This is a genomic window from Marinomonas pollencensis, assembly GCF_003387375.1.
Classification (GTDB): Bacteria; Pseudomonadota; Gammaproteobacteria; order Pseudomonadales; family Marinomonadaceae; genus Marinomonas; species Marinomonas pollencensis.
The window spans coordinates 264805-287371 of the sequence record NZ_QUNG01000003.1; the positions used below are offsets into that span (position 1 = coordinate 264805).

Genomic DNA, 22567 nt, shown 5'->3' on the forward strand with positions numbered 1-22567 from the left:
TATCTAAAATGCTAAAATTAAGCCTAGTACAGGCCTAAACACATCTCAATTTAGAATTGTAAGCTTTTGAAAATACAAAGATTCTATTTAAAGGGAAGGGACAACAAAAAAAGAGCCAGCTGCAGCCGCCGCTGACTCTTGATGCAAAAACACACGCAATTTATCTATTCAGAAGGGGTATCTGCGCCTTTACGGCTTTTTAACCTTTTACTCAAAGCTGGTTGCGAAATACCTAACAAGCGGGATGCCACAGATTGATTCCCATTGGCTCGCTTCATTGCCTCATCCACTAGCAAGTCCGCTGACTTTTGTAAGGTCGGGAGCGGAAAGTCGTCCGGGTATTGATAAAAAGCGTCTGTCATATCAGAAAGTGAAGCCGTATCTGTGTTTTCACAAGCTCGCTTAAACACAGCCATTGATAGAATACCGCCGCGGTGGCGACTTACTGCATCAAAACACAATGCCTGAAGCTCTCTTACATTGCCTGGGAAAGCGTAATTTTGCAGCAATACCAGCAGCTCTTTTGGTACAGTGGGTTTACTCCGACCTAACTCTTCCGCTGCTTTTTCAAGAAAGTACTCTAACAATAAAGGAATATCAGCCGGCCTTTTTCTTAATGCTGGCAACTCTACTTGATGAGTGCATAAGCGGTAATATAAGTCTTTTCGAAAGCTCCCATCTGCTTGTTTAGCATCTAAATTTTGATGGGTAGCCACCACTAAGCGAGCATCAAGACGTTTAGCGGTATCTGAGCCTAACGGGTAATACTCCCCTTCCTGCAGTAAGCGCAGCAATTTCACCTGTGATGCCAAACTAAGATCGCCTATTTCATCTAAAAATAGCGTTCCACCATTTGCTTGCTCTACCATTCCTGAGCGTGCTTGGTCAGCGCCACTAAAGGCACCTCGCGCGTGTCCAAATAAGGTATCTGAGAAAAAGCTATCATCTACTCCAGCCACATTGACACTGACTAACGAACCTTTGCGCCCACTCAGGTCATGTATTGCTTGGGCAATGGCTTCTTTGCCTGTTCCGCTTTCACCCGTAATCAATACATGACGGCTGCTCTCTGCCACAGACTCTAAATATTGAAACACCAACTTCATGTTTTTATCTTGCGTCAGTATGTTGGTGAACGCTTCAGGATGTTTTAACGTATCAGAGAAAAACAAGCGGCGCATTTCTTGGTTTTCAAGGCGCATTTCCTGCATTTCAATTGCACGCTTAATGCCATCGATAAGGCGATTTTCTTCGCTACTTTTAATAAAATAGTCAAACGCTCCCAAACGAATGCAATTCATGGCGGTTTCTAATTGATTTAAACCACTCACAATAATAACGTGAATTTCTGGGTGCTTTGCGACTATTTCCGACAACAGAGATTCGCCCGATAAATGGGGCATATTAATGTCTAACAGCACCAAGCCTATGCAATGCTTATCTATTAGGTCCATCGCTTGACGGCTGTCATCACAAGTATAAAGATGATTAATGCCCGCTGCGGTTTCGAGCAACAAACTAAAGCTGCGTAAAAATGAAACCTCGTCATCTATCAATAACACACCGAATGAGGGGGATAAGTTTCCGCTCATATTGCTTCGCCTCTAACATGAATGGGTAAGGACAAGATTGCTCGCGTCCCTAGCCCTAAAACTGACTCGTATTCCAGCGTCCCGCCATGCTCTTGAACAATCCCCGATGACACAGAAAGCCCTAACCCCATTCCACCTTGATCTCGTTTTGTGGTAAAAAATGGATCATTAAGCTTAGAAAGATCACCCGCTTCTATACCTCGCCCTTGGTCTTGCACCTCTAAACACACCATGCCCCTTACTTCATTAACATAAGAGAAAACCTTAATCCCCTGTTGCGGGTTATTCAGTGCTTGGCATGCATTAACAATCAGATTTATCACAACTTGTTCTATTTTTTGCTTATTCCCTAAAAAAGTTGGTAACGCCTTGTTTAATTCTGTACTAAACGCAAAGGTAGATTGCTTGATCGTATTGTCCACCAGCCGAATAGACACTTCAGCGACTAAGTTAAGATCAACCTGTTCACTCAAGTCCAGTGGACCTTGACGCGCAAAGTCTCGTAAATCATCAACAATTCGACGAATTCTCTGTGCCCCTGTGGCAATGTCTTCCAACATATACGGAATTTTTTCACGCATCCTGCTGTAAGGAATACCGCCTAAATTAAAGTCACCATGTTGCTGGTAATGCGCCTCATACACGCCTTCGCTGTCCCGTAGCACGCCTTTTAGTATAGAGATATTCATCGACACTAAACTGCACGGGTTGTTAATTTCATGAGCTACTCCTGACACCAACACCCCCAGCGACGCCATTTTATCCGCTTGAAGTAACTGCTTTTGCTGCTGCTTCAGCTCTTCGGCACGACGATTCACTTCTTTTTTGAGCATACGGTTCCAGACCCCTATACCCCCCAAAGAAATCAATAATAACAGTGAAACAATCGCCGTGGTCTGCCCAACTTTTTTCCATGGGTACTGGCTTCTTTCTAATGCGGCAAACCATTTATCGTAGATTTCCTGCTGCCGGCCGGTATTCTTCAAAATCGCGAGGCCTTCACTAAACTTCGCCAACAAATCTTCATTGCCTTTTTTGACCCCAAACCCATAACGCTGTGCTGCAAAGGTTTGCCCCACTGGTTTAATATTAGACAAAGCAAACTCTTGGCCTACATATAAACCCGGAAGATTCGCTACCACCGCATAATCATGCTGCCCCGATGCCAATAAACGCAGCGCATCCGCGTGTGTATCGACGGTGAATAAGTTTATCTTGATATCTTGTTCTAGTATTAGGTCGTGCATAATGCCATGCTTCTGCACTATGACTTCTTTGCCTTGTAGATCTTCGATGCTATTAATACTGGTGGGCTGGTCATCTCGCGCGAAGACGGACTGGTTTACTATCGCGTAATGAGGGGAGAAATCATAAAGTTTAGCCCGCTCAGCTGAATAGGCGATTCCCTGTAGAACATCGATTTCGCCATTTTCAATGGCCTCTCGCATGTCCGACCATTTCCCTAAACGTATTTCAATATTGATGCCCATTACAGCCGCAATTTCTTTCGTTAGCTCGGTGCCATAGCCAGCAGGATTCCCCTCTTTGTCAATAAACTCATAAGGTGGATAATTAAAATCCCCACCGATAATAACAAGGTTATTGGTCGAGTCTGTTTGCCCACGAGCACTGGCGTCAAAAGCAGAAAGAAAAAACAAACTGCAAACACACAAACAATATCGAAACATAGTTATATTTTATCCAATGACTGACCCGCATCCTCATAACGAAGCTGCAAAATCCCCCAAAGCCGTTCTGCTTCAGGGCTTAATATGCGATTACAACGATAGACGAAGACTTTTAATGGCAATTGCCAGGCAGCGCCACCACAAATAGACAAAAACCCTTGCTTAAGCTCTTCTGTTACCGCAAAGGTAGGCACCCACGCCACCCCCATACGCTGTAATGCCATGACCTTTAAGCTGTCCGCCATCGGTGATTCAAACATTTGACGCAAATTTAATTTATGCGGCGGATCATCCAGTAAACCTTTCACTCGCCGTCCCAGATAGATTCCCTCAGGATAAGCTAGATAAGGGATTTCTGCTTGCTGTTTGGCATCCAAATCATAAATCGGTAGCCCTTCTTCATCCTGATAACAAACAGGTACTAACGACTCCGTTTGCAATTCAAGTCTCGAAAACAATCCATTTGATAGCGTAAAGTCATCAAATGCCACCAAGAAATCGCACAAGCCATTTTTTAATGCATGAACGCTGTCATCCACATTAGCAACTAGCTGACGGATCTGAACATGCTCTAAATCCGCTTTAATTGATTGTGCAAACGCAGGAAAGAGAGACAAGGATAAAGTATGCGAGACAGCCATATTAAGCACTGGGGTTGCCGATTTCTTCAAGGAACACAGGTGCTCAATACTTTCATTTAATTGTGACACCAGATTTTTTGCCGTAATCCGGAATAAAGTACCTTCATCGGTTAACTGGACTGGAAATCGCGTTCTATCAATCAACTCACGACCAACAGCGGCTTCAAGCGCTTTAATGCGACGACTAAAAGCAGGTTGAGTTAAAAATCTCTCCTCCGCAGATTTAGAAAAACTTTGAGTCTGAGCAAGTGATAAAAAATCTTCAAGCCACTTGGTTTCAATATTCATCGGGAGCAGACCTTCTAGTGAATAACATAGAATTTACCTTTTTGAGTGTAATAAACACCTCATTAAGCCACTTTAATTGGTTTAATGTAAATTAAAAGAAAAACCATAAACAACTGATTTTAATAAATAAAAATATAGCATATGCCTAACGTGCATAAGCATTGCAAAACTGGCATTAGAACCCCTCAACTTTCAGCGCTAATGTTGCTTGGTTAATTTCAAGAGGGGAATCAGTGTGACTTCAACAATTGGTATTTTAGGTGGTATGGGACCTTTGGCGACATTGGATTTCGTACAAAAGATCATTCACCATACACATGCCAGTAGTGATCAGGAAAATATCCCACTGCAGATACATTGTGTTCCACAAATTCCAGACCGCACCGCGTTTCTTATGGGAGCCGGAGAGTCACCTTTACCAGCGCTCGCTAAAGGGTTAAACACGTTAATCGGTACCGATGTTGGCTGCATCACGATTCCATGTAATACAGCCCATTATTGGCACCCAGATTTACAGCGCATTAGCTCAGTTCCCATTTTGCATATTGCGCAAACGTGTGCTCAACAACTCACACGCCAACACATCAAATCCGTCGCCCTAATGGCCACCGACGGCACGTTAAAAGCAGGGTTTTATAGCAAAGAGTTAGCTCAGTATGGTATTGAATTAACACAGCCGTCGACCGAGATACAAGAAAAAATCATGAACGGCATCTATTTAGTCAAAGCCGGTTCCATCGAGCAAGGAGCCAGCACACTAGAAGAATGCGTTAAGGAATTATTACTCACTGGAGTCGAATCCGTGATCCTTGGCTGTACCGAAATCCCTTTCGCTCTAGATCATATTCATTCTGAAACAAAACCATTCACACTCGATGCCACAGACACACTCGCAAAAGCTTGTGTTGAATGGTATGCCGCTGAGCAACTAAAAACCCTATAACTTAAGTTATAGGGTGACACTTGGTTATATTGATGATAACCATTTGAAAAATAAGAAATTTTATAAAAATAATAAGATTTATGAATAACATAAGTTATAACGTTATCCTCTGATAACAAAAGAAATATTTTCTTAAAAAACAACAAGTTAAATATAAAAACTTAAGTGGCACACCACTTGCTATCTTACCTAAATATAAATTCTAAAAAATAACGCAACACAAAAGGAAAACTCTATGACAAATAACACAGTAGGCCAAAAGCAACCCGGCTTTTGGGGCAAAATGCCATTATGGCAAAAGATCTTTATCGGCATGGGATTGGGTGTCTTAGCTGGGGTTTTCCTAGGGCCAGATGCTGAGTTTCTAAAACCGATCGGAACCTTGTTCGTAAACGCGATCAAGATGCTGATTGTGCCACTTATTTTCTGTTCTCTCGTGGTCGGTGTGACCTCGATGGAAGACAGCCGCAAAATGGGGCGCATTGGCGCTAAATCCGTTGTTCTTTATTTAGGAACAACCGCTGTCGCTATTACCATCGGTCTAGTTTTCGGTTCTGTTTTTGCTCCTGGTATGGGTCTAAACATGGTTGCCAACGAAACGTCAACCGTTGTAAAAGAAGCGCCTACTCTAGTACAAACCTTCTTAAACCTTATTCCTAAAAACCCAGTTAATGCATTAGCAGCCGGCAACATCTTACAAATCATTGTCTTCGCATTGGGCTTAGGTATCGCACTTAACTTGTGTGGCGAAAAAGCAAAACCTGCTGTTGCTGTTTTTGAAAGCCTTGCAGAAGCTATGTACAAGCTAACTGAACTGGTTATGAAACTAGCGCCATACGGCGTATTCGGTTTAATGGCTTGGGTTTCAGGCAAATACGGTATCGAAGTACTACTACCATTAATCAAAGTAATCGCGGTCGTTTACTTAGGTTGTGTGGTTCACGTTATTGTCGTTTATGCAGGCTTAATCGGTACTATCGGACGTCTTAACCCAGTACGTTACTTAAAAGCTTTGCTAAACCCTGCTGCCGTTGCTTTTACGACAACTAGTAGCTCCGGCACCTTGCCTGCGACAATCAAAGCATCACGTGAAGAACTTGGTGTATCAAAAGGCGTTGCCAGCTTCGTATTGCCATTGGGTGCGACCATCAACATGGATGGCACCGCGTTATACCAAGGTGTGTGTGCTCTTTTCATCGCACAAGCTTTTGGTATCGATCTAGACATGGCTGATTACCTACTTATCATCATGACGTCTACTCTGGCTTCTATTGGTACTGCTGGCGTTCCTGGCGCGGGCTTGATCATGCTGTCATTGGTACTTACTACTGTTGGCCTACCTATTGAAGGTCTAGCGATTGTTGCCGGTATCGACCGTATCCTAGACATGGCACGAACCAGCGTAAACGTATGTGGTGACTTGATGGTGTCTGCGCTTGTTGGTAAGAGTGAAAACGAGCTAGATGAGTCTATCTACAACAAAGAAGGCTACAGCAAAGAAACAAATGTGGCATAAGATTTATTAGCCATAAACGGCGAATAAACCACGACCCATAAAAAGCGCCCGCCTTGCAAAAGACGGGCGTTTTTTTGTCAATAACACGGTGGCGATTGAAATGCCGAGTTGTAGATTTAATAGGGCTATTCTACGATGTGAAACAGCTGCTTCGCACAATCGATTAGTGCCAAAGATACGCGATGGATTATACATTTGCTCAATCCAACACAGGCAGCGGTCAATTCCCTCAGGCATAGATGGTTCGTGTTTTCCCACTAATTACCATTTTATCTCGTTATAAATATCGCTATTTCAAACACGATCACTTCCCTCTTAGCGGCAGCAAGAGCATTTATTAGCATATCAAAAAAAATCCCCATGCCGCTTTCACGAAATGGGGGGTCTTGTGTTTCACTAATGAGCTGTCTAGGCGCCAGAAAAACTTAGAGTTTTGTCTGTAACAAGGCGTCCACCAGCGCACTGATCTGCTTTTGAATCGCGGGAAGTTTATCGTCATCCAGCAAGTATTGACCTTGCTTTACTAGATCATCGTTTAGGTAAGTCGCTTGGGATAGTTCCAGCTGGATAGCATGAATCCCCTGCGCTGGCTGACCAAAAGCGCGGGTAATATAGCCGCCTTTGAAGCGACCGTTAGCCACTTGGCTGTAGTCTTCTGATAAACATTCTTGCGCACTTTTTAATACCGCAGGAGCACAAGACTCACCGGCGTTGGTCCCCCAATTAAAGTCTGGCAGCCTGCCTTCAAACAACATCGGCACTTGTGCTGCAATACTGTGCGCGTCCAACAAAATAGCGTAACCGAATTTGGCTTTAATACGAGCCAACTCGTCTTCAATTTGCTGATGATACGGGCGCCAGATCTGCTCTTTGCATAATAAATGATGCGCCTCACTGGGCTCTTTTCCAGCTAAAAACGTCGGACTCTCATCAAACAAAATGTCTGGGAACAAGCCTGTTGTTTTGCTTGTATAGAGTGCAGCATCATCATAAGGTCTATTAAGATCAATAACATAGCGCGAGTAATTAGCAGAAATAACACTCACGCCACGCGCCGCTAAATCGCCATAAAGTTCTGGAATGTACCAGTCTGTGTCTGGCAAGCGCTGCGCTTTGTCAGTGAGAGACTCTTCTTCTGTGGCGGTTAAACGCAGACCAGAATGAGGCATACTTACCAATAATGGCGAATCCCCTTGATGAAATTCAAACGGTGATTCAATACGGCTATGAACAGGCTGAAGATCGACATTACTCATGGGATACTCCGTGTTGGATGCGTTGTTTGACTAATTGCCCCCCTAACCAATAACAAAGTTCGCCAGGGCTTTCCACATCCCAACACACAAAGTCTGCGACCTTGCCCACTTCTAAAGAGCCATGAGAGTCACTGATCCCCAGGGCTTTCGCGCCATGAATCGTCGCCCCAGCCAACGCGGCTTCCGGCGTCATACCAAATAAGGTACACGCCATATTCATCATTAAACGTAACGATAAAGCAGGCGATGTACCCGGGTTGGCATCGGTGGCAATGGCAATGTCTACACCATATTGACGCAGCAAATCCATCGGTGGTAACTGGCTTTCTTTCAAGGTATAAAATGCCCCTGGCAACAATACCGCTACCGTGCCAGATTCCGCCATGGCTTTTACATCGGCCTCGTCGATAAACTCCAAATGGTCGGCGGATAACGCCTGATAAGAGGCCGCCATGCGTGTGCCACCTAAAGCAGACAGCTGTTCCGCGTGGATTTTAATCGGCAGGCCTAGCTCACGGGCCTTTTGAAAATATCGCTCAACCTGCTCGGTGCTAAAGGCAATGCCTTCACAAAATGCATCGACCGCATCAGCAAGACCCAGAGCGGCCACTTTCGGCAATACTGTCTCACATAGGTAATCAATGTAGGCGTCTTTATCATCGAACTCTGGTGGCATGGCATGCGCGGCTAGACAGGTACGCTTAATCGTCACTGGGTACTTGTTTTCTAAAACACTGGCGACCCGTAGCATTTTTAGCTCACTGTCGAGGGACAAACCATAACCTGATTTCACCTCAATGGTAGTGACGCCATCGGCCATCAAGCTTTGCAAACGCCGTGCAGCACTAGCCACCAATTCTGCTTCGCTGGCAGCACGGGTGGCGTTCACTGAAGAGGCAATGCCACCACCTTGTTGGGCGATTTCTTTATAACTCACGCCATTCAAACGCTGCTCAAATTCACCGGCACGATTGCCCCCAAACACCAAATGGGTGTGACAATCGATCAAACCTGGGGTCACCCAACCTCCCCCTAAATCGTGCACCTTTAGCACCTCAAAGTCAGGCAAATTTTGCGCTTCGCCTATCCAGGTAATACGACCACCAACAACGCCAATCGCAGCGTTCTCAATCGTGCTGTAACGCCCGTCTTTCATGGTCGCTACATGAGCGCCTCGCCATACACTATCAAACTTAAGACGTTCGTCATTACTGGCCATTGATGCTGTCATTTGTTACCTCTACTGGTTGCCATTGCTCGTCTGCTACCGGCGAATAAAAATGCCTCTTACGAGGCGCATTTATTCGCCTATTCTGCCTCAATAATTTAAGCCACGCTTGGCAACAAGCCTGCTGGCATCGAGCCGTTGTGAGCGGCTTCTAGTAACAACTCATTGGCTTTTTCAATGTCCGTGGCAAAGTAACGGTCTTTATCATAAAAAGGCACTCGGGCACGTAATGTGGCGCGCGCTTCTTCTAAGCGTTTGGTGGATTTCAATGGGGCTCTAAAGTCTAAACCTTGTACCGCAGACAGAATCTCAACCGCCAAAATTCCACGAGTATTTTCCGCCATATCTTTCAAACGACGGGCAGCAAAAGTGGCCATTGAAACGTGATCTTCTTGGTTTGCAGAGGTTGGCAAGCTGTCCACAGACGCAGGATGCGCGTAAGTTTTGTTTTCACTGGCCAAAGCCGCTGCGGTCACTTGAGCGATCATAAAACCAGAGTTCACTCCGCCGTTATCCACAAGGAAAGGTGGTAATTTACTCAGGTTGCTGTCGATCAATAACGCCATACGACGCTCAGACAAACTGCCGATCTCAGCAATCGCCAAGGCCAAGTTATCCGCCGCCATAGCCACTGGCTCAGCGTGAAAGTTACCACCAGAAATAATGTCGCCTTCTGCGGCAAACACCAATGGGTTATCTGAAACTGAATTGGCTTCGACACACAATACTTTCGCCGTGCTGCGAATCTGCTCCAAACATGCACCCATAACCTGTGGCTGACAACGCAAAGAATACGGGTCTTGTACCTTCTCACAACCTTGATGGGAATCCCCTAATTCGCTGCTTTCGCCTAATAGATGACGGTAGGCAGCAGCGGCATCGATCTGCGTTTGATGGCCGCGAACCTGATGAATACGATCATCAAATGGGCTTCGGCTGCCTAGCGCCGCCTCCACAGAAAGAGAGCCACACACTACCGCCGAGGCGAACAGATCTTCCGCTTCAAATAACCCTTCTAAGGCAAACGCCGTCGATGCTTGAGTGCCGTTTAGCAAAGCCAAGCCTTCTTTAGGGGCCAAGGCAATTGGCTCCAGTCCAGCAATAGATAAGGCCGCTTGACCAGAAATAATTTCACCTCGATAACGGGCTTTACCTTCACCTAGCAAAATCGTGCTCATGTGCGCTAATGGTGCCAAATCACCGGACGCGCCCACTGAGCCTTTTTTGGGAATACAGGGATACACTTCTTTATTGATCAGTGTCAGCAAGGCTTGGATAACTTTTAAACGAATACCAGAAAAACCACGTGCTAGGCTGTTTACCTTAAGCGCCATAATCAGTTTAACGGTTTTATCTTCCATTAATTCGCCAATACCGGCCGCATGAGACAACACGATACTGCGCTGTAATTCGTCTAAATCTTCTGGCGCGATACGGGTATTCGCCAGCAACCCAAAACCAGTGTTGATACCATATACGGTACGATTTTCTGCAATCACATCATTGACCACTTGGGTGCTGGCATTAATGGCTTCATGAGCGCTTTCGTCTAGGCTCAGCTTTACCGCACGGCGGCTGATTTGACGTATTTCATTTAGCGTCAATTGACCTGGTTTTATCGTTAGTTCAAACATGTGATCTCTCTTTTATTCGGTACAAATATAATGCTGTCTTATGTTGTAAACAGCCCTATTTTTTATAGATGAACGGCCGCCATCAGGCAGCCGCTTTCTTTCAAATTTGCTTATTTAGCTTATTTACCTGTGATCATAGGCAGGTTAAGACCTTGTTCTTTCGCACAATCGATGGCGATATCATAACCCGCATCCGCGTGGCGCATCACACCTGTTGCTGGATCATTATGAAGTACACGGGCAATACGCTCAGCCGCGTCATCACTGCCATCACACACAATCACCATACCGGAGTGCTGTGAAAAGCCCATGCCAACGCCACCACCATGGTGCAAAGAGACCCAAGTTGCGCCAGACGCTGTGTTCAGCAAGGCGTTTAATAACGGCCAATCCGATACCGCATCGGACCCGTCTTGCATGCCTTCTGTTTCACGATTTGGACTCGCTACCGAGCCTGAATCTAGATGGTCACGACCAATCACGATGGGAGCCGACAATTCACCGCTGCGCACCATTTCGTTAAACGCCAGACCAAGCTTGGCGCGCTGGCCTAGCCCTACCCAACAAATACGCGCTGGCAAACCTTGGAACTGAATACGCTCACGAGCCATGTCTAACCAATGATGCAAGTGTTCATCGTCGGCTATCAGCTCTTTTACCTTAGCGTCGGTTTTATAAATATCTTCAGGGTCACCAGATAGCGCCGCCCAGCGGAATGGCCCAATGCCACGACAGAACAATGGACGAATATACGCTGGCACAAAACCTGGGAAATCAAAGGCGTTTTCCACCCCTTCTTCCATCGCCATCTGACGAATATTGTTACCATAATCAAATGTTGGCACGCCCATTTTCTGGAAGTCCAACATGGCTTGTACATGCACCGCCATGGTTTGCTTCGCCGCGGTGACTACTTCAGCTGGATGCGTTAGGGATTTTTCACGGTACTCTTCCCAGCTCATGCCAGTTGGCAAATAACCATTTAATGGATCGTGTGCCGATGTTTGGTCAGTCACCATATCTGGACGAACACCACGTTTCACCATTTCTGGCAAGATGTCTGCTGCGTTGCCACATAGAGCAATAGAAACCGCTTTGCCTTCTTCTGTGTATTTTTTTATGCGTGCTAGCGCGTCGTCTAGGTCGGCTGCTTGCTCATCCACATAACGGGTACGTAGACGGAAATCGATGCGGCTTTGCTGGCATTCAATATTCAAAGAACAAGCGCCCGCTAACGTCGCCGCCAAAGGCTGTGCCCCACCCATGCCACCAAGACCTGCGGTTAGCACCCAGCGACCCGTTAGGTTGCCATCGTAATGCTGGCGACCTGCTTCAACGAAGGTTTCGTAAGTACCTTGCACTATGCCTTGGCTACCAATGTAAATCCAAGAACCTGCCGTCATTTGGCCGTACATAGCCAAACCTTTGGCGTCTAGTTCGTTGAAGTGCTCCCAATTCGCCCAATGTGGCACTAGATTAGAGTTAGCGATTAACACGCGAGGCGCATTGCTGTGTGTTTTAAACACGCCCACTGGCTTACCAGACTGAACCATTAAGGTTTCATCATCTTCAAGATTCGTAAGGGACTCAACGATTTTGTCGTAACTTTCCCAATCACGAGCAGCACGACCAATACCACCATACACCACTAATTCTTCTGGGTTTTCCGCAACATCTGGATCTAAGTTGTTCATCAGCATGCGCATTGGCGCTTCGGTCAACCACGATTTTGCGGTCAATGTTGTCCCTGTTGCCGCTTTAACGACACCGGCGCGATAGCGTTTTTGAGCAAGTGTTTGTTTCGTCATTTTCTGCACCCTTAAAAGAAAGCCTATCTGGCCACTTGAGATAAATTAGAATAAACATGTATATACAATTAAAACAAAGATAGAATCTAACATTTGTATATGCAAGCCTTTTTTATAAAAAAACACGCTACCCCACAGTGCAAAACCGGATCAACAATCAATATTAAGGATCAAAGACCCTATAAAACAAGGGCTAAAACTAAGTCATACTCGATTTGAGGTAAAACAAGAAAAACACACTTGTATATACATTATGTTTTACATTACACTCAAACTATTCTAATCAAGCTAGGAATGGCATTGTGAGCAGCTTCAATCAAACGAATTCTGACCTTCAATATTTCTTCGCCGAGCGAGCCCTATTGCCAACAGGCTGGGCGAGCAATGTGCTGTTTTCGGTTACAAATGGCCAATTCCATTCCTTTGTAGAAAACACCACCCCATGTCATCAGGCGACCCTCTTATCAGGTCCGGTGTTGCCCACCATGGCCAACCTACATTCCCACGCTTTTCAACGCATCATGGCTGGCGCCGCAGAAATCAGCTTAAACCCCAATGACAGCTTCTGGAGTTGGCGGGATCTGATGTACAAAATCGTCCAAAAACTCACCCCAGACGATGCTCATATCATCGCCAAACAGCTCTATATCGACATGCTTAAAGCCGGTTATAGCCAAGTAGGCGAGTTCCATTATTTGCACCACGATATCGGCGGTAAGCATTATGGCCAGCTTGGCGAAATGTCGAATCAGCTTATCGGTGCCGCTGATGACTCAGGTATAGGATTAACCTTGCTGCCGGTGCTCTATAGCCATTCAGGATTTGGCGGACAAGCCCCCAATGCAGGACAGGCACGTTTTATTCATTCCACGGATTCTTATCTCGACTTGCACCAAGCCTGCGCGGAAAAACTAGCCAACCACGCCACTCATAAATTGGGAATTTGTTTCCACTCCTTGCGCGCAGTCACTAAATCGCAAATCGACACTGTGCTGGAATCACTCAACACCTCTTTCAATAAGACAAGTCCTATCCATATTCATATTGCAGAGCAGCAAAAAGAGGTGCAGGACTGCATCAATTGGAGCGGACAACGCCCTGTCGAATGGCTCAATAACGAAATTGGATTGCATGATCGCTGGTGTCTGGTACACGCAACTCACCTCACCGACAAAGAGCGCCAAGCCATTGCCAGCAGCCAAGCCATCGCAGGGCTGTGCCCAACCACAGAGGCGAATCTAGGTGACGGCATTTTTCCTGGCGTTGAGTTTGAAAAAGAGCAAGGACGCTGGGGAATTGGCTCTGATAGCCACGTCAGCTTGTCGATTGTCGAAGAATTACGTACCTTAGAATATAGCCAGCGACTGCGCGACCAACAGCGCAATCGCTTATACCGACCAGAGCAAACCAGCATAGGCGATAACCTTTTCCAACAAGCCTTATTAGGCGGCAATCAAGCCTGTGATGTGTCCCTTGGCTTAGCGATCGGGCATAGGGCCGATTTTATGGTACTGGATGAAAGCCAACCTTTTATTGCGGCCAGCAAAAGTAAGGACTTACTTAATCGCTGGCTCTTTGCCAGCAATGAAAATTTGATCAAAGACGTTTTTGTCGCCGGCCAACAGCGGATAGCAAACTTCCATCATGAGCAGGAAGAAAGCAGTCGTAAGGCGTTTATCCAGGTTATTAAAAAGGTGATGTATGACGCTTAACACCCCATTTCACTATCAACTTATTGAGCAAAAAAACTATCAGCGTATGCCGTGGAAAAATGGCCTAGGCGAGACCTTAGAAATTCAGCGTGATGATGACGAGCAAGGGCTTCGCTTTCGCATCAGCCAAGCATCCGTAGCAGACGATGGGGTATTTTCAGACTTCAGCGGTTTGGATCGTACCCTAGTATTATTAACCGGCAACGGGATGCGGCTAACCCATAGTAATGGGCATAACGAAAGGCTCGAACATAGCTTGAAGAACCCTTTAGACATGGCTCGTTTTACCGGCGGTGATCGCACCTACGCCAGTCTAATAAAGGGCCCTATCGAAGACTTAAACATCATGGTGCGAGCCAAAGATACGATTGCAAACGTGCAGGCAGGCTTTGCCCCCACCTCGCTAACCTGGTCGAGTAGAAAAGCTCTTTTAAACGGCTTCTATGCCAATGAAGACAGCATTGTTGGGGTGCAAATAGAAGGCAATGGCGACACAGAAACACTCAGTCTACCCGCTCAGAGCTTTATCACTTTCTCTGCCCATCCTACTGAGTGTGAATGCATCCAAATTATCAGCGGCAGCGGTGTGTTAATAGAAATAACCAACCGCTAACGGATATTAGATAAAGACCTAACGGCCAAAATGACCAAATAGCTGAAAGCGCGATCCCGGATGCAGCAAACGAGCAGCGGTAATAATGTCATCACCCGCCCAAGTACGGCGTTTGATTTGCAAACAGGGTTCGCTGTCTGCTATTTGCAAACGCTGGCATTCCTCGGCAGAAGGCAAAACCGCTTCAACCAAGTGTTCACCTTCTGTCATCGGCGCCGTTGTCATGAGATATTCATAAGGAGTATGTTTGGAAAAATCTTGTTGATCGTAATCCGGCGCTCGGCTTGCATTGACGATACGCTCTTCTATTTGGATCGGCGAGTCGTCTTCATAATGCACCACCACAGAACGGAAAATACTGTGATTGGTACGCACCCCTAACATCATCGCCTCTTCAACCGTGGCTTTAGCAGACTCAAGGATCAGCAAGTCTGCCCTATGCTGATGACCGCGAGCGGTGATTTCTTCAGCAATATTATGCACTTCGAAGAGCGCCGAATGAGACTTCTTCTCTGCCACAAAGGTGCCAAGACCTTGATGGCGAACCAGCAAGCCTTCCACGGTAAGTTCACGCAAGGCGCGGTTGACCGTCATGCGGCTCACGCCAAGAGATTTAACAATTTCCGCTTCGGATGGCACCCGTTGATTGGCCTGCCACTCACCCGCTGAGATTTTTTGGCTAATCGCTTGCTTTAGCTTCGAGTAAATAGGCTGAGGCACGTCTGGCAAGCCATCAAATAAATGCTCAAGCATGGTTACGGTCTTGTCTGACAAAGGACATCCTAATCGGTTAATAAATCAATTCGTTCATTATATCGTGAGTACTGGCTCTCTAACAACTTGTATAGACATTTAAATCAAACAGGCAATAACCATAACCAAACCAACCAAGCTCCTCCCATTAACAAAGCAAACAGCACTCCCCAACGAGGCGTGGTGATTGATTCAGGGCGAGCCTGATGTGTCCTTTTTTTGCCATGAATCATCGCTGACACAAGGCGCTCTTTTAAACATAACTCATGATAAAAAACAGCGGCTACGTGTAGTCCAACTAACCACAATAAAATATCTGGCAAAACATGATGAAGCCATGCCATCCAACTTTGCCAATCCTCAGCGAGGTAGGCGTTTAATGGCCCAGTCCAGAATAAGTCATCACTGGTAAATAACCCAGACCCCCACTGTAGAGTCAACCCGATTAAAAGTGCCACTACCATTAAAGCGCCAAGGGGGTTATGCCCTAAGTGCCTATTCGGCTTGCCTTTCAAGAAGCTTCTCAAATAATGAACAACCACCTTAGGAGCCTTTATAAACTGACTAAATTTGGCATAGCGAGAGCCATAAAAACCGTAAATCACACGAAAAACAACCAACGCAGACAAGCTATAACCTAGGTAGAAGTGGTAATCAAAATACGCACGTTCGAAGCGCCCGGTGATAATTAAACCGGTAAACAACAGCACCATTAGCCAATGGCTAACCCTAATAGACCAATCCCATACTAATATCGACTTCATCTCTTCACCTCGCTGCACAAATGTTAATCTGACTCTCAAACTTTGCCGTACTCACTATGCGTTCTATACCACACAACCCCAGTCGACTAAATAAAACTGTGCGTTTCACAGCAGCTTTCGCTATTCAGCACTATAGTTAGCCATAACAGAAGTTATTAATGTAGTTGGAGTCTTAGTATGGTTATAAGCTTCCTATTGATTGCCGTGTCCATTATTGTTTTGTTGTCTTATATGTTTTTCTACGAGCGTCACTTTTTTGTTCGTCGCAATGCCATCATTGACTTACCTATCCATCTTATTGCTCAGGATTTAAGTGATCTAAATAACTGGCCGAAGTGGATTCCTTGGCTTATTTATGAGCCCGATGCCAAGCTGCATTTTGGTTATCATAGTGTCGGCAATAATGCCGTATCCCCTGCTTGCCTAGAATGGCAGGGAGAGCGAATAAAACAAGGCTATATTTCCATTATTCCCGCCCGCTCAAGCGCTCATTATTGCCATACCATCATTGAAGCAGAAGCCTTTTTTCCTGAGGAGTTGCACTTTAATATCGAGTTAGGCGAACAGGGATCGCATACTCTTATCACATTACAAATCACCGGAAAGGTCCCTTTTATACAACGCTGGAAGAGCCCAAAATACTTGATCCGTGCAACAAGGGACCTAGAGCTCGCTTTGCTGCGCCTAAGAGCACATTTAGCGCAATATAATACCGCCTCATTACATGAATATGATGACCCTTCCTTTGAACTTCTAGCAGAAACAAAAATGGAGCACTTTGATGCTGTAACTCGCCCTTTTGTAGTCAGCGACCAACCGATGTCACAAAAGATGGAACAAGGTTTTCATGATCTTATTTTGTCACTAGGCCCTAATAACATTCCGTGCGGCCCCAGTTTTGCCTTGTACACTAAAGCGGACCCTGCGCACCATTATTTTGCCGGTAAACTGGGCATACCAATCCAAAATCTAGAGCCTTGCCATTGCCATCCAGAGCGCATCACTTTAGAAGGCGAATATTTAACCTTACGCTATTCTGGTAATTATCAAAATTTGGCCTTAGCTTGGCATGTTGCCCATAGCGCCATGCGCTTATGTCATCGGCGAGTTGACCGCAAGCGGCCCAGTGTTGAGGTATTCGAAACCGGCCCTTGTGAGACCTCTTTAGCCAAAAACTATGTGACAAAAATCGCGTTACCGATTAAGTAGGCCTATTGGATTTCACCCAGCACTTGACTAGAAAATGATGGGGATGCAAACAGCACAGTCGATTTACTGTATCCTTGAGATTGGACTCCCCCTTATGTTGCTATTTTGCCTGCTAATCCTGACCAGATTAGCTGATGATTTCATTTACCAATACGGGTTCTAAGCTATGACAGAATCACTTTACCGAGACCATTTAGCGACGCTCCAAGCTCGCTATGAAAAAGCTATGCAGCACTACCAAATTGACGCGATTGTGCTCGCTTCTGGTGATAAATCTTATTATTTTCAAGACGACCATACAGTGCCTTTTCACGCCTATTCGGGGGCTCAACAATGGCTTCCTTTCAGCCTGGTCGCCGAGACTTATATCGTCGTCCAAGCGGGTAAAAAACCACGCCTAGTGTGGCCTGTTCGAGACGACTTTTGGCATGCCCCTAACCCAGTACCCGCTGGTGAATGGCAAACCGAGTGGGAAATTTCTCCTGCTCGTAAAGACGATAAATGGTTTTCCTCTTTACCAACAAAGTGCGCTTGGCTAGGCCCACAACCACCCGCATTTGCAACGAAAGTTGAAGGGTTAAATGCCTACGTTGATTTTGCGAAAGCGATAAAAACACCTTTTGAGATCAATGCAATACGCCTCGCAACCAAGCGTGCAGTAAAGGGGCATCGCGCCGCGAAAGAGGCTTTTTTAGCCGGCATGAGCGAACTAGAAATTCACTTAGCGTTTTTATCTGCAAGCCAACAAACTGCCGCTCAAGAACCCTATCCCGGCATAGTTGGCATCAATAATCATGCGGCTGTTTTGCATTATGAGCATAAAGACCCGAATCGTTCAGCACGCCCATTAACACTGCTCATCGATGCCGGCGCCAGTGAACATGGCTATGCCAGTGATATCACTCGCACCTTTGTGCGCCATGATGACGAATTTAGCGCCCTAGTCGACAGCCTTGATAAAATGGAACAAGGCTTGGCACACCAAGCTAGGTCAGGCGTGGACTACCGCACACTTCATCAAGACACCTTAACCGGAGTCGCCCACATACTTAATGAACATAAAATCTGCCACCTAAGCCCTGAAGAGCAAATGGCAAAAGGCATTCCTCAAGTCTTCTTCCCCCATGGTTTAGGGCATTTGTTGGGGCTACAAGTACATGATGTGGGAGGTTTCCAAGTCGATGAAGCGGGCACGGTACGCAAGGACGACAACGCGCCTTTCTTACGCCTTACTCGAACACTGGAAGAAAACATGGTGGTTACGATTGAGCCTGGATTATATTTTATTCCCATGCTGCTAGAAAAAATGCAGGCAAGCATCCCGCAGCACGGCTGTGATCTTTCACTCATTGAGCGTTTTAAACCTTACGGCGGCATTCGCATAGAAGACAACGTCGTGGTTCAAGATGAGCGACCAATCAACCTCACACGTAATGAGTTCCAATTAGACAACCCCCTTTCATAACCCTCACACAATGAAAATATCTGTAAAGAAGCGCCTTATTCGACAGCGCTTCTTTGCATTGCCACCCACCTTACTGTCACTTGGCCCCACCAACAGCTAACAATTTTCCTCGTTTGGGTGCCATCAGGTACGAAAAGACAATAAAATAAGCGAAGTTATTCGATTGATTGCATCTTTTTAGTGTAAAAATTGATAGCGTAATGTCACAAAAATTTGCCCAGTGCGCGGCTACCAGCCAACAAGCGAGCACAAGAAGAGCAAACACGGTTAAACACCATTATTCACTTACAAAATTAGGCAACATCGGAGTCCCAATGAAAAAAACAATCGCACTACTTGCAGCACTTTCGCTCTCATCTACAGTCGCTTTGGCCGACTACCCAAGTAAAGATGTTCAGGGCATTATCCAATGGGGCGCAGGTGGTTCAACGGATACTGTGATGCGTTCTATCGCACCGCACGTTGAAGATGCATTAGGAACAGACTTAATCCTTACCAACCGTACAGGTGGCGTTGGCGCGATTGCGACCAAATACGTTAATGCCAAAAAAGCAGACGGTTATACTCTGCTTATGGGAGCTGAAAACCCTCAAATGTACAAAGTATTGGGGCTTGCAAAAATCGACTATAGCGACATGATCGCCATTAATGTACTGGCTCGTGGCACGCCTGTTTTAGTGGCAAACAATGATGCGCCTTTTAATAACATGCAAGAGTTTCTTGATTACACCAAAGCCAACCCAGGTAAAGTAAAACTAGGCTCTACAGGAAAAGGTGGCCTCGCTTCCATCGTGCTGGCGATGTTGAATTCTCAAGTCGACTTAAATTACATCAGCATTCCATATAATGGTGATGGCCCTGCACTTACCGCACTACAAGGTGGCGCGATTGACGTGATGCCTGTGGTATTAGGTGCATCGCTTGAATCCATCAAAGCAGGCCGTATGAAAGTGATTGGCTTAATCGACAAAGAAGCCAATGATTTATTGCCTAACGTACCACCAGCAACCGATACCTTACCAGGACTTGCTCGCTACCTTCCTTGGGGGCCATTCTTTGGCGTGTTCGTCAAGAAAGGCACACCTGAAGACGCCGTTATAAAACTACAATCTGCATTTCATAGTGCGGCGACCAGCCCCGACTTTGTCTCTCTGATGGAAAAACGCGGTTTCACCATCTTGAATATTGCAGGTGAGAAAGCAGATACCTTTTTGAACTCGTACCGTTCAACGTCTTCTTGGTTAGTCGATGAAGCTGGCTTCAGCAAATACTCTCCAGAGAAATTTGGCATTCCTAAACCACAATAATCTTGTTTTTCTGGCGTGTGAGCCTTCCTCACACGCTTTGTTTTCGTTTACCTGGGGTCATCATGTCCAGTCAGCTCTCTAGTCAAAAAGTCCGTAAGCCTGGCGAACGTATTTTTTGCTTGTTACTGATCGTTGTTAGTATTTTTCTGTTTTGGCAAGCTTACCAAATAGCAGGGTTTAGCTCATTAAGCTCTTCTGGCGCCTTTCCATTAGCCGCATCCGCGACCATGGTTTTGGCTTCTTGCGTCGTATTTGTGAACACCCTGAAATTACCAGCCGCAGAAGGCATTCAGTTTTTCCGCCACTGCTTGCCGCCTGTGGTGTCGATTATTATGGCGATTATCTTGCTCTACGCTGTGGTCATCGACAGCCTTGGTTTTATCCTTAGTAGTTTTGTTTTTCTATTCGTTTGTATTCAACTGCTGTACCGCCGTAGCCCTCTCTTTACTCTCGCTATATCGATCGTCTCCTTGATTGTGGTGTACATCATTTTTCGGCTTGTGTTTCAGGTTGTATTACCTGAAGGCATAGTGCCTGAGCGAGAAATAATCGCCCAAATTACCTCTTGGTGGAGCAACTAAAAAATGGATGCATTACACTTTTTTGCCACCTCTTGGCTCTCCCCAGAACTACTAGGACTAACCGCTTTAGGCACCTTTTTAGGTATTTACGTCGGCGCAATACCAGGCTTATCCGTCACTATGGCGGTGTCGATCCTGATTTCATTTACCTTCTCTTGGGATGTAAACAACGCCCTTTGCTTAATGGTTGGCGTCTACATGGGGGGCGTCTATGGGGGTTCTCGCACCGCTATTTTGTTAAACATTCCTGGAGCTCCTTCTGCCATCGCCACGGCAATGGACGGCTACCCACTCGCTAAAAAAGGCTTAGCAGGCGAAGCCATTGGCCTCTCTACTGTGATGTCGGTGATTGGTGGTTTTGTCGGTATTATTGTGCTGGCTTTGGCTGCGCCAACGGTAAGCGAATTCGCCATCACCTTCCAGCCAAGGGACTATATGATGCTGGGCGTATTAGGCATTATGCTGGTCGGTTCATTGTCTGGTAATAGCTTAGCCAAAGGCATATTTGCAGGCGCCCTTGGCTTACTCATTGGCACCGTTGGATTGGACCCTATGTCCGCAGAAGAACGCTTCACATTTGGCGTTGTTGAGCTGTGGGATGGCATTAACCCTGTGGCGGTAATGATCGGCATGTTTGGTGTGTCTGAAGCCCTGCACCAACTGCATCATATGGATAAAGCCGTAGTGAAGCAGAAGATATCTCGTATTATTCCAAAGTTATCTGATGTGAAAAAATACTTACCACTGAGTCTACAAACCTCATTCATTGGCGTCATCATTGGCGCGCTTCCCGGCACCGGTGGAGACATTGCTGCTCTAATGGCGTACGACCATGCAAAACGCACTACGAAAAACCCCAAAGTCCCATTTGGTGAAGGGGCAAAAGAAGGCTTAATTGCCCCCGAGTCGGCCAACAATGCCGCCGTCGGAGGCGCTTATATTCCTATGCTAACACTGGGGATTCCCGGCGACGCGGTAACCGCTGTTTTCATTGGCGCCTTGTTTATTCATGGTTTGAATCCAGGACCCATGTTGCTGGTCGAGCAACCGCAGATGTTTTGGTTTACCGTGGGCAATCTCACACTGGCGAACATTTTCGTACTGATCTTTGGCTTAACTGGCATCCGGTTATTCTCAAAAATCGTCGAATGCCCAAAAGGCATTTTAATTCCATTGATCTTCTTACTGTCTATTGTCGGCGCCTACGCTATTAATAATGCCGTCATTGATATTTGGTGGATGTTTGCTTTCGGAGTGTTTGGTTACTTCATGCGGCTATATGGGTTTCCAGTTGGGCCTGTTATTTTGGGCGTCATTTTAAGCTCTCTAACCGACGAAAATTGGCGCCGTGCCATCCTCACTGAAAGTGGCAGCTTGGGTAATTTCTTCGCTCACATTTTTACCAGCCCGCTTTCGAGCGTTTTGTTTTTGAGTATCCTCTTGATCTTTTTCTCAAAAACTTCCCTTTGGAACAAAGGGTTAAAACCCTTGTTATTTCGCACTAAACAAAAACCCTAAAAAAGAGTAACAGGGCTGCAAAATAAGTTTTGCTACTGCTCCCTTAACCAC

18 protein-coding genes are annotated in these 22567 nt (G+C 45.9%); 9 read left to right on the forward strand and 9 right to left on the reverse strand.

Features of this window, described 5'->3' with window-relative positions; genetic code table 11:
• Positions 1-164: 164 nt before the first annotated feature.
• The 3 genes from DFP81_RS06360 to DFP81_RS06370 are packed head-to-tail and all read right to left on the reverse strand — an operon-like array spanning position 165 to position 4209.
• A complete protein-coding gene (locus DFP81_RS06360; RefSeq protein ID WP_115896919.1) occupies positions 165-1592 on the reverse strand; it encodes a sigma-54-dependent transcriptional regulator in 1428 nt (475 codons plus the stop codon).
• Positions 1589-3280: a transporter substrate-binding domain-containing protein gene (locus DFP81_RS06365; RefSeq protein WP_115896920.1), complete on the reverse strand. Its 1692-nt coding sequence runs from the start codon at positions 3278-3280 to the stop codon at positions 1589-1591. The genes DFP81_RS06360 and DFP81_RS06365 overlap by 4 nt, the downstream gene beginning before the upstream one ends.
• Positions 3281-3282: 2 nt before the next feature.
• Positions 3283-4209: a LysR substrate-binding domain-containing protein gene (locus DFP81_RS06370; protein WP_115896921.1), complete on the reverse strand. Its 927-nt coding sequence runs from the start codon at positions 4207-4209 to the stop codon at positions 3283-3285.
• A gap of 235 nt (positions 4210-4444) precedes the next feature.
• Between DFP81_RS06370 and cuyB the strand changes: the two genes are divergently transcribed.
• Positions 4445-5152: a cysteate racemase gene (gene cuyB, locus DFP81_RS06375; protein ID WP_245959099.1), complete on the forward strand. Its 708-nt coding sequence runs from the start codon at positions 4445-4447 to the stop codon at positions 5150-5152.
• 235 nt (positions 5153-5387) lie between these two features.
• Entirely contained in the window at positions 5388-6668 is a 1281-nt protein-coding gene (locus DFP81_RS06380; protein ID WP_115896922.1) for a dicarboxylate/amino acid:cation symporter, read from the forward strand.
• Between the two features lie 425 nt (positions 6669-7093).
• Here DFP81_RS06380 and hutG read toward each other — a convergent pair whose 3' ends face one another.
• The 4 genes from hutG to hutU form a co-directional block, all read right to left on the reverse strand.
• Complete coding sequence (hutG, locus tag DFP81_RS06385) at positions 7094-7924, reverse strand: N-formylglutamate deformylase (RefSeq protein ID WP_115896923.1); 831 nt, start codon at positions 7922-7924, stop codon at positions 7094-7096.
• Positions 7917-9155, reverse strand: a complete 1239-nt coding sequence (gene hutI / locus DFP81_RS06390; RefSeq protein WP_245959100.1) for an imidazolonepropionase — start codon at positions 9153-9155, stop codon at positions 7917-7919. Before hutI ends, hutG begins: the two co-directional genes overlap by 8 nt.
• A gap of 95 nt (positions 9156-9250) precedes the next feature.
• Positions 9251-10786: a histidine ammonia-lyase gene (gene hutH / locus DFP81_RS06395; protein ID WP_115896924.1), complete on the reverse strand. Its 1536-nt coding sequence runs from the start codon at positions 10784-10786 to the stop codon at positions 9251-9253.
• A gap of 119 nt (positions 10787-10905) precedes the next feature.
• Positions 10906-12594: a urocanate hydratase gene (hutU, locus tag DFP81_RS06400; protein ID WP_115896925.1), complete on the reverse strand. Its 1689-nt coding sequence runs from the start codon at positions 12592-12594 to the stop codon at positions 10906-10908.
• 302 nt (positions 12595-12896) lie between these two features.
• Between hutU and DFP81_RS06405 the strand changes: the two genes are divergently transcribed.
• A complete protein-coding gene (locus DFP81_RS06405; protein WP_115896926.1) occupies positions 12897-14306 on the forward strand; it encodes a formimidoylglutamate deiminase in 1410 nt (469 codons plus the stop codon).
• Positions 14296-14919 carry a HutD/Ves family protein gene (locus tag DFP81_RS06410; protein ID WP_115896927.1) on the forward strand — a complete coding sequence of 208 codons (624 nt, stop codon included), beginning with the start codon at positions 14296-14298 and terminating at the stop codon, positions 14917-14919. Before DFP81_RS06405 ends, DFP81_RS06410 begins: the two co-directional genes overlap by 11 nt.
• Positions 14920-14937: 18 nt before the next feature.
• Here DFP81_RS06410 and hutC read toward each other — a convergent pair whose 3' ends face one another.
• Positions 14938-15693 (reverse strand): histidine utilization transcriptional repressor HutC, encoded by a 756-nt coding sequence (hutC, locus tag DFP81_RS06415; protein WP_245959101.1) that lies wholly within the window; start codon positions 15691-15693, stop codon positions 14938-14940.
• Positions 15694-15776: 83 nt separating this feature from the next.
• A complete protein-coding gene (locus tag DFP81_RS06420) occupies positions 15777-16436 on the reverse strand; it encodes a cytochrome b/b6 domain-containing protein (protein WP_115896929.1) in 660 nt (219 codons plus the stop codon).
• 177 nt (positions 16437-16613) lie between these two features.
• Between DFP81_RS06420 and DFP81_RS06425 the strand changes: the two genes are divergently transcribed.
• The 5 genes from DFP81_RS06425 (at position 16614) to DFP81_RS06445 (ending at position 22516) form a co-directional block, all read left to right on the forward strand.
• Positions 16614-17645 carry an SRPBCC family protein gene (locus DFP81_RS06425; RefSeq protein WP_115896930.1) on the forward strand — a complete coding sequence of 344 codons (1032 nt, stop codon included), beginning with the start codon at positions 16614-16616 and terminating at the stop codon, positions 17643-17645.
• A 166-nt stretch (positions 17646-17811) separates the two neighbouring features.
• Positions 17812-19110: a Xaa-Pro dipeptidase gene (gene pepQ / locus DFP81_RS06430; RefSeq protein WP_115896931.1), complete on the forward strand. Its 1299-nt coding sequence runs from the start codon at positions 17812-17814 to the stop codon at positions 19108-19110.
• Between the two features lie 314 nt (positions 19111-19424).
• The gene (locus DFP81_RS06435; protein ID WP_115896932.1) at positions 19425-20417 is read left to right on the forward strand and encodes a tripartite tricarboxylate transporter substrate binding protein; all 993 of its coding nucleotides are present in this window, start codon (positions 19425-19427) and stop codon (positions 20415-20417) included.
• Between the two features lie 62 nt (positions 20418-20479).
• Positions 20480-20998: a tripartite tricarboxylate transporter TctB family protein gene (locus DFP81_RS06440; protein WP_115896933.1), complete on the forward strand. Its 519-nt coding sequence runs from the start codon at positions 20480-20482 to the stop codon at positions 20996-20998.
• A 3-nt stretch (positions 20999-21001) separates the two neighbouring features.
• Positions 21002-22516 (forward strand): tripartite tricarboxylate transporter permease, encoded by a 1515-nt coding sequence (locus DFP81_RS06445; RefSeq protein WP_115896934.1) that lies wholly within the window; start codon positions 21002-21004, stop codon positions 22514-22516.
• Positions 22517-22567: the final 51 nt, after the last annotated feature.

Coding starts and splice junctions, on each gene's coding strand:
- DFP81_RS06435 (WP_115896932.1), top strand. CDS start 19,425: ATGAAAAAAACAATCGCACTACTTGCAGCACTTTCGCTCTCATCTACA.
- DFP81_RS06440 (WP_115896933.1), top strand. CDS start 20,480: ATGTCCAGTCAGCTCTCTAGTCAAAAAGTCCGTAAGCCTGGCGAACGT.
- DFP81_RS06410 (WP_115896927.1), top strand. CDS start 14,296: ATGACGCTTAACACCCCATTTCACTATCAACTTATTGAGCAAAAAAAC.
- DFP81_RS06445 (WP_115896934.1), top strand. CDS start 21,002: ATGGATGCATTACACTTTTTTGCCACCTCTTGGCTCTCCCCAGAACTA.
- hutU (WP_115896925.1), bottom strand. CDS start 12,594: ATGACGAAACAAACACTTGCTCAAAAACGCTATCGCGCCGGTGTCGTT.
- DFP81_RS06370 (WP_115896921.1), bottom strand. CDS start 4,209: ATGAATATTGAAACCAAGTGGCTTGAAGATTTTTTATCACTTGCTCAG.
- DFP81_RS06425 (WP_115896930.1), top strand. CDS start 16,614: ATGGTTATAAGCTTCCTATTGATTGCCGTGTCCATTATTGTTTTGTTG.
- pepQ (WP_115896931.1), top strand. CDS start 17,812: ATGACAGAATCACTTTACCGAGACCATTTAGCGACGCTCCAAGCTCGC.
- DFP81_RS06365 (WP_115896920.1), bottom strand. CDS start 3,280: ATGTTTCGATATTGTTTGTGTGTTTGCAGTTTGTTTTTTCTTTCTGCT.
- hutI (WP_245959100.1), bottom strand. CDS start 9,155: ATGACAGCATCAATGGCCAGTAATGACGAACGTCTTAAGTTTGATAGT.
- DFP81_RS06420 (WP_115896929.1), bottom strand. CDS start 16,436: ATGAAGTCGATATTAGTATGGGATTGGTCTATTAGGGTTAGCCATTGG.
- hutH (WP_115896924.1), bottom strand. CDS start 10,786: ATGTTTGAACTAACGATAAAACCAGGTCAATTGACGCTAAATGAAATA.
- DFP81_RS06360 (WP_115896919.1), bottom strand. CDS start 1,592: ATGAGCGGAAACTTATCCCCCTCATTCGGTGTGTTATTGATAGATGAC.
- DFP81_RS06380 (WP_115896922.1), top strand. CDS start 5,388: ATGACAAATAACACAGTAGGCCAAAAGCAACCCGGCTTTTGGGGCAAA.
- hutG (WP_115896923.1), bottom strand. CDS start 7,924: ATGAGTAATGTCGATCTTCAGCCTGTTCATAGCCGTATTGAATCACCG.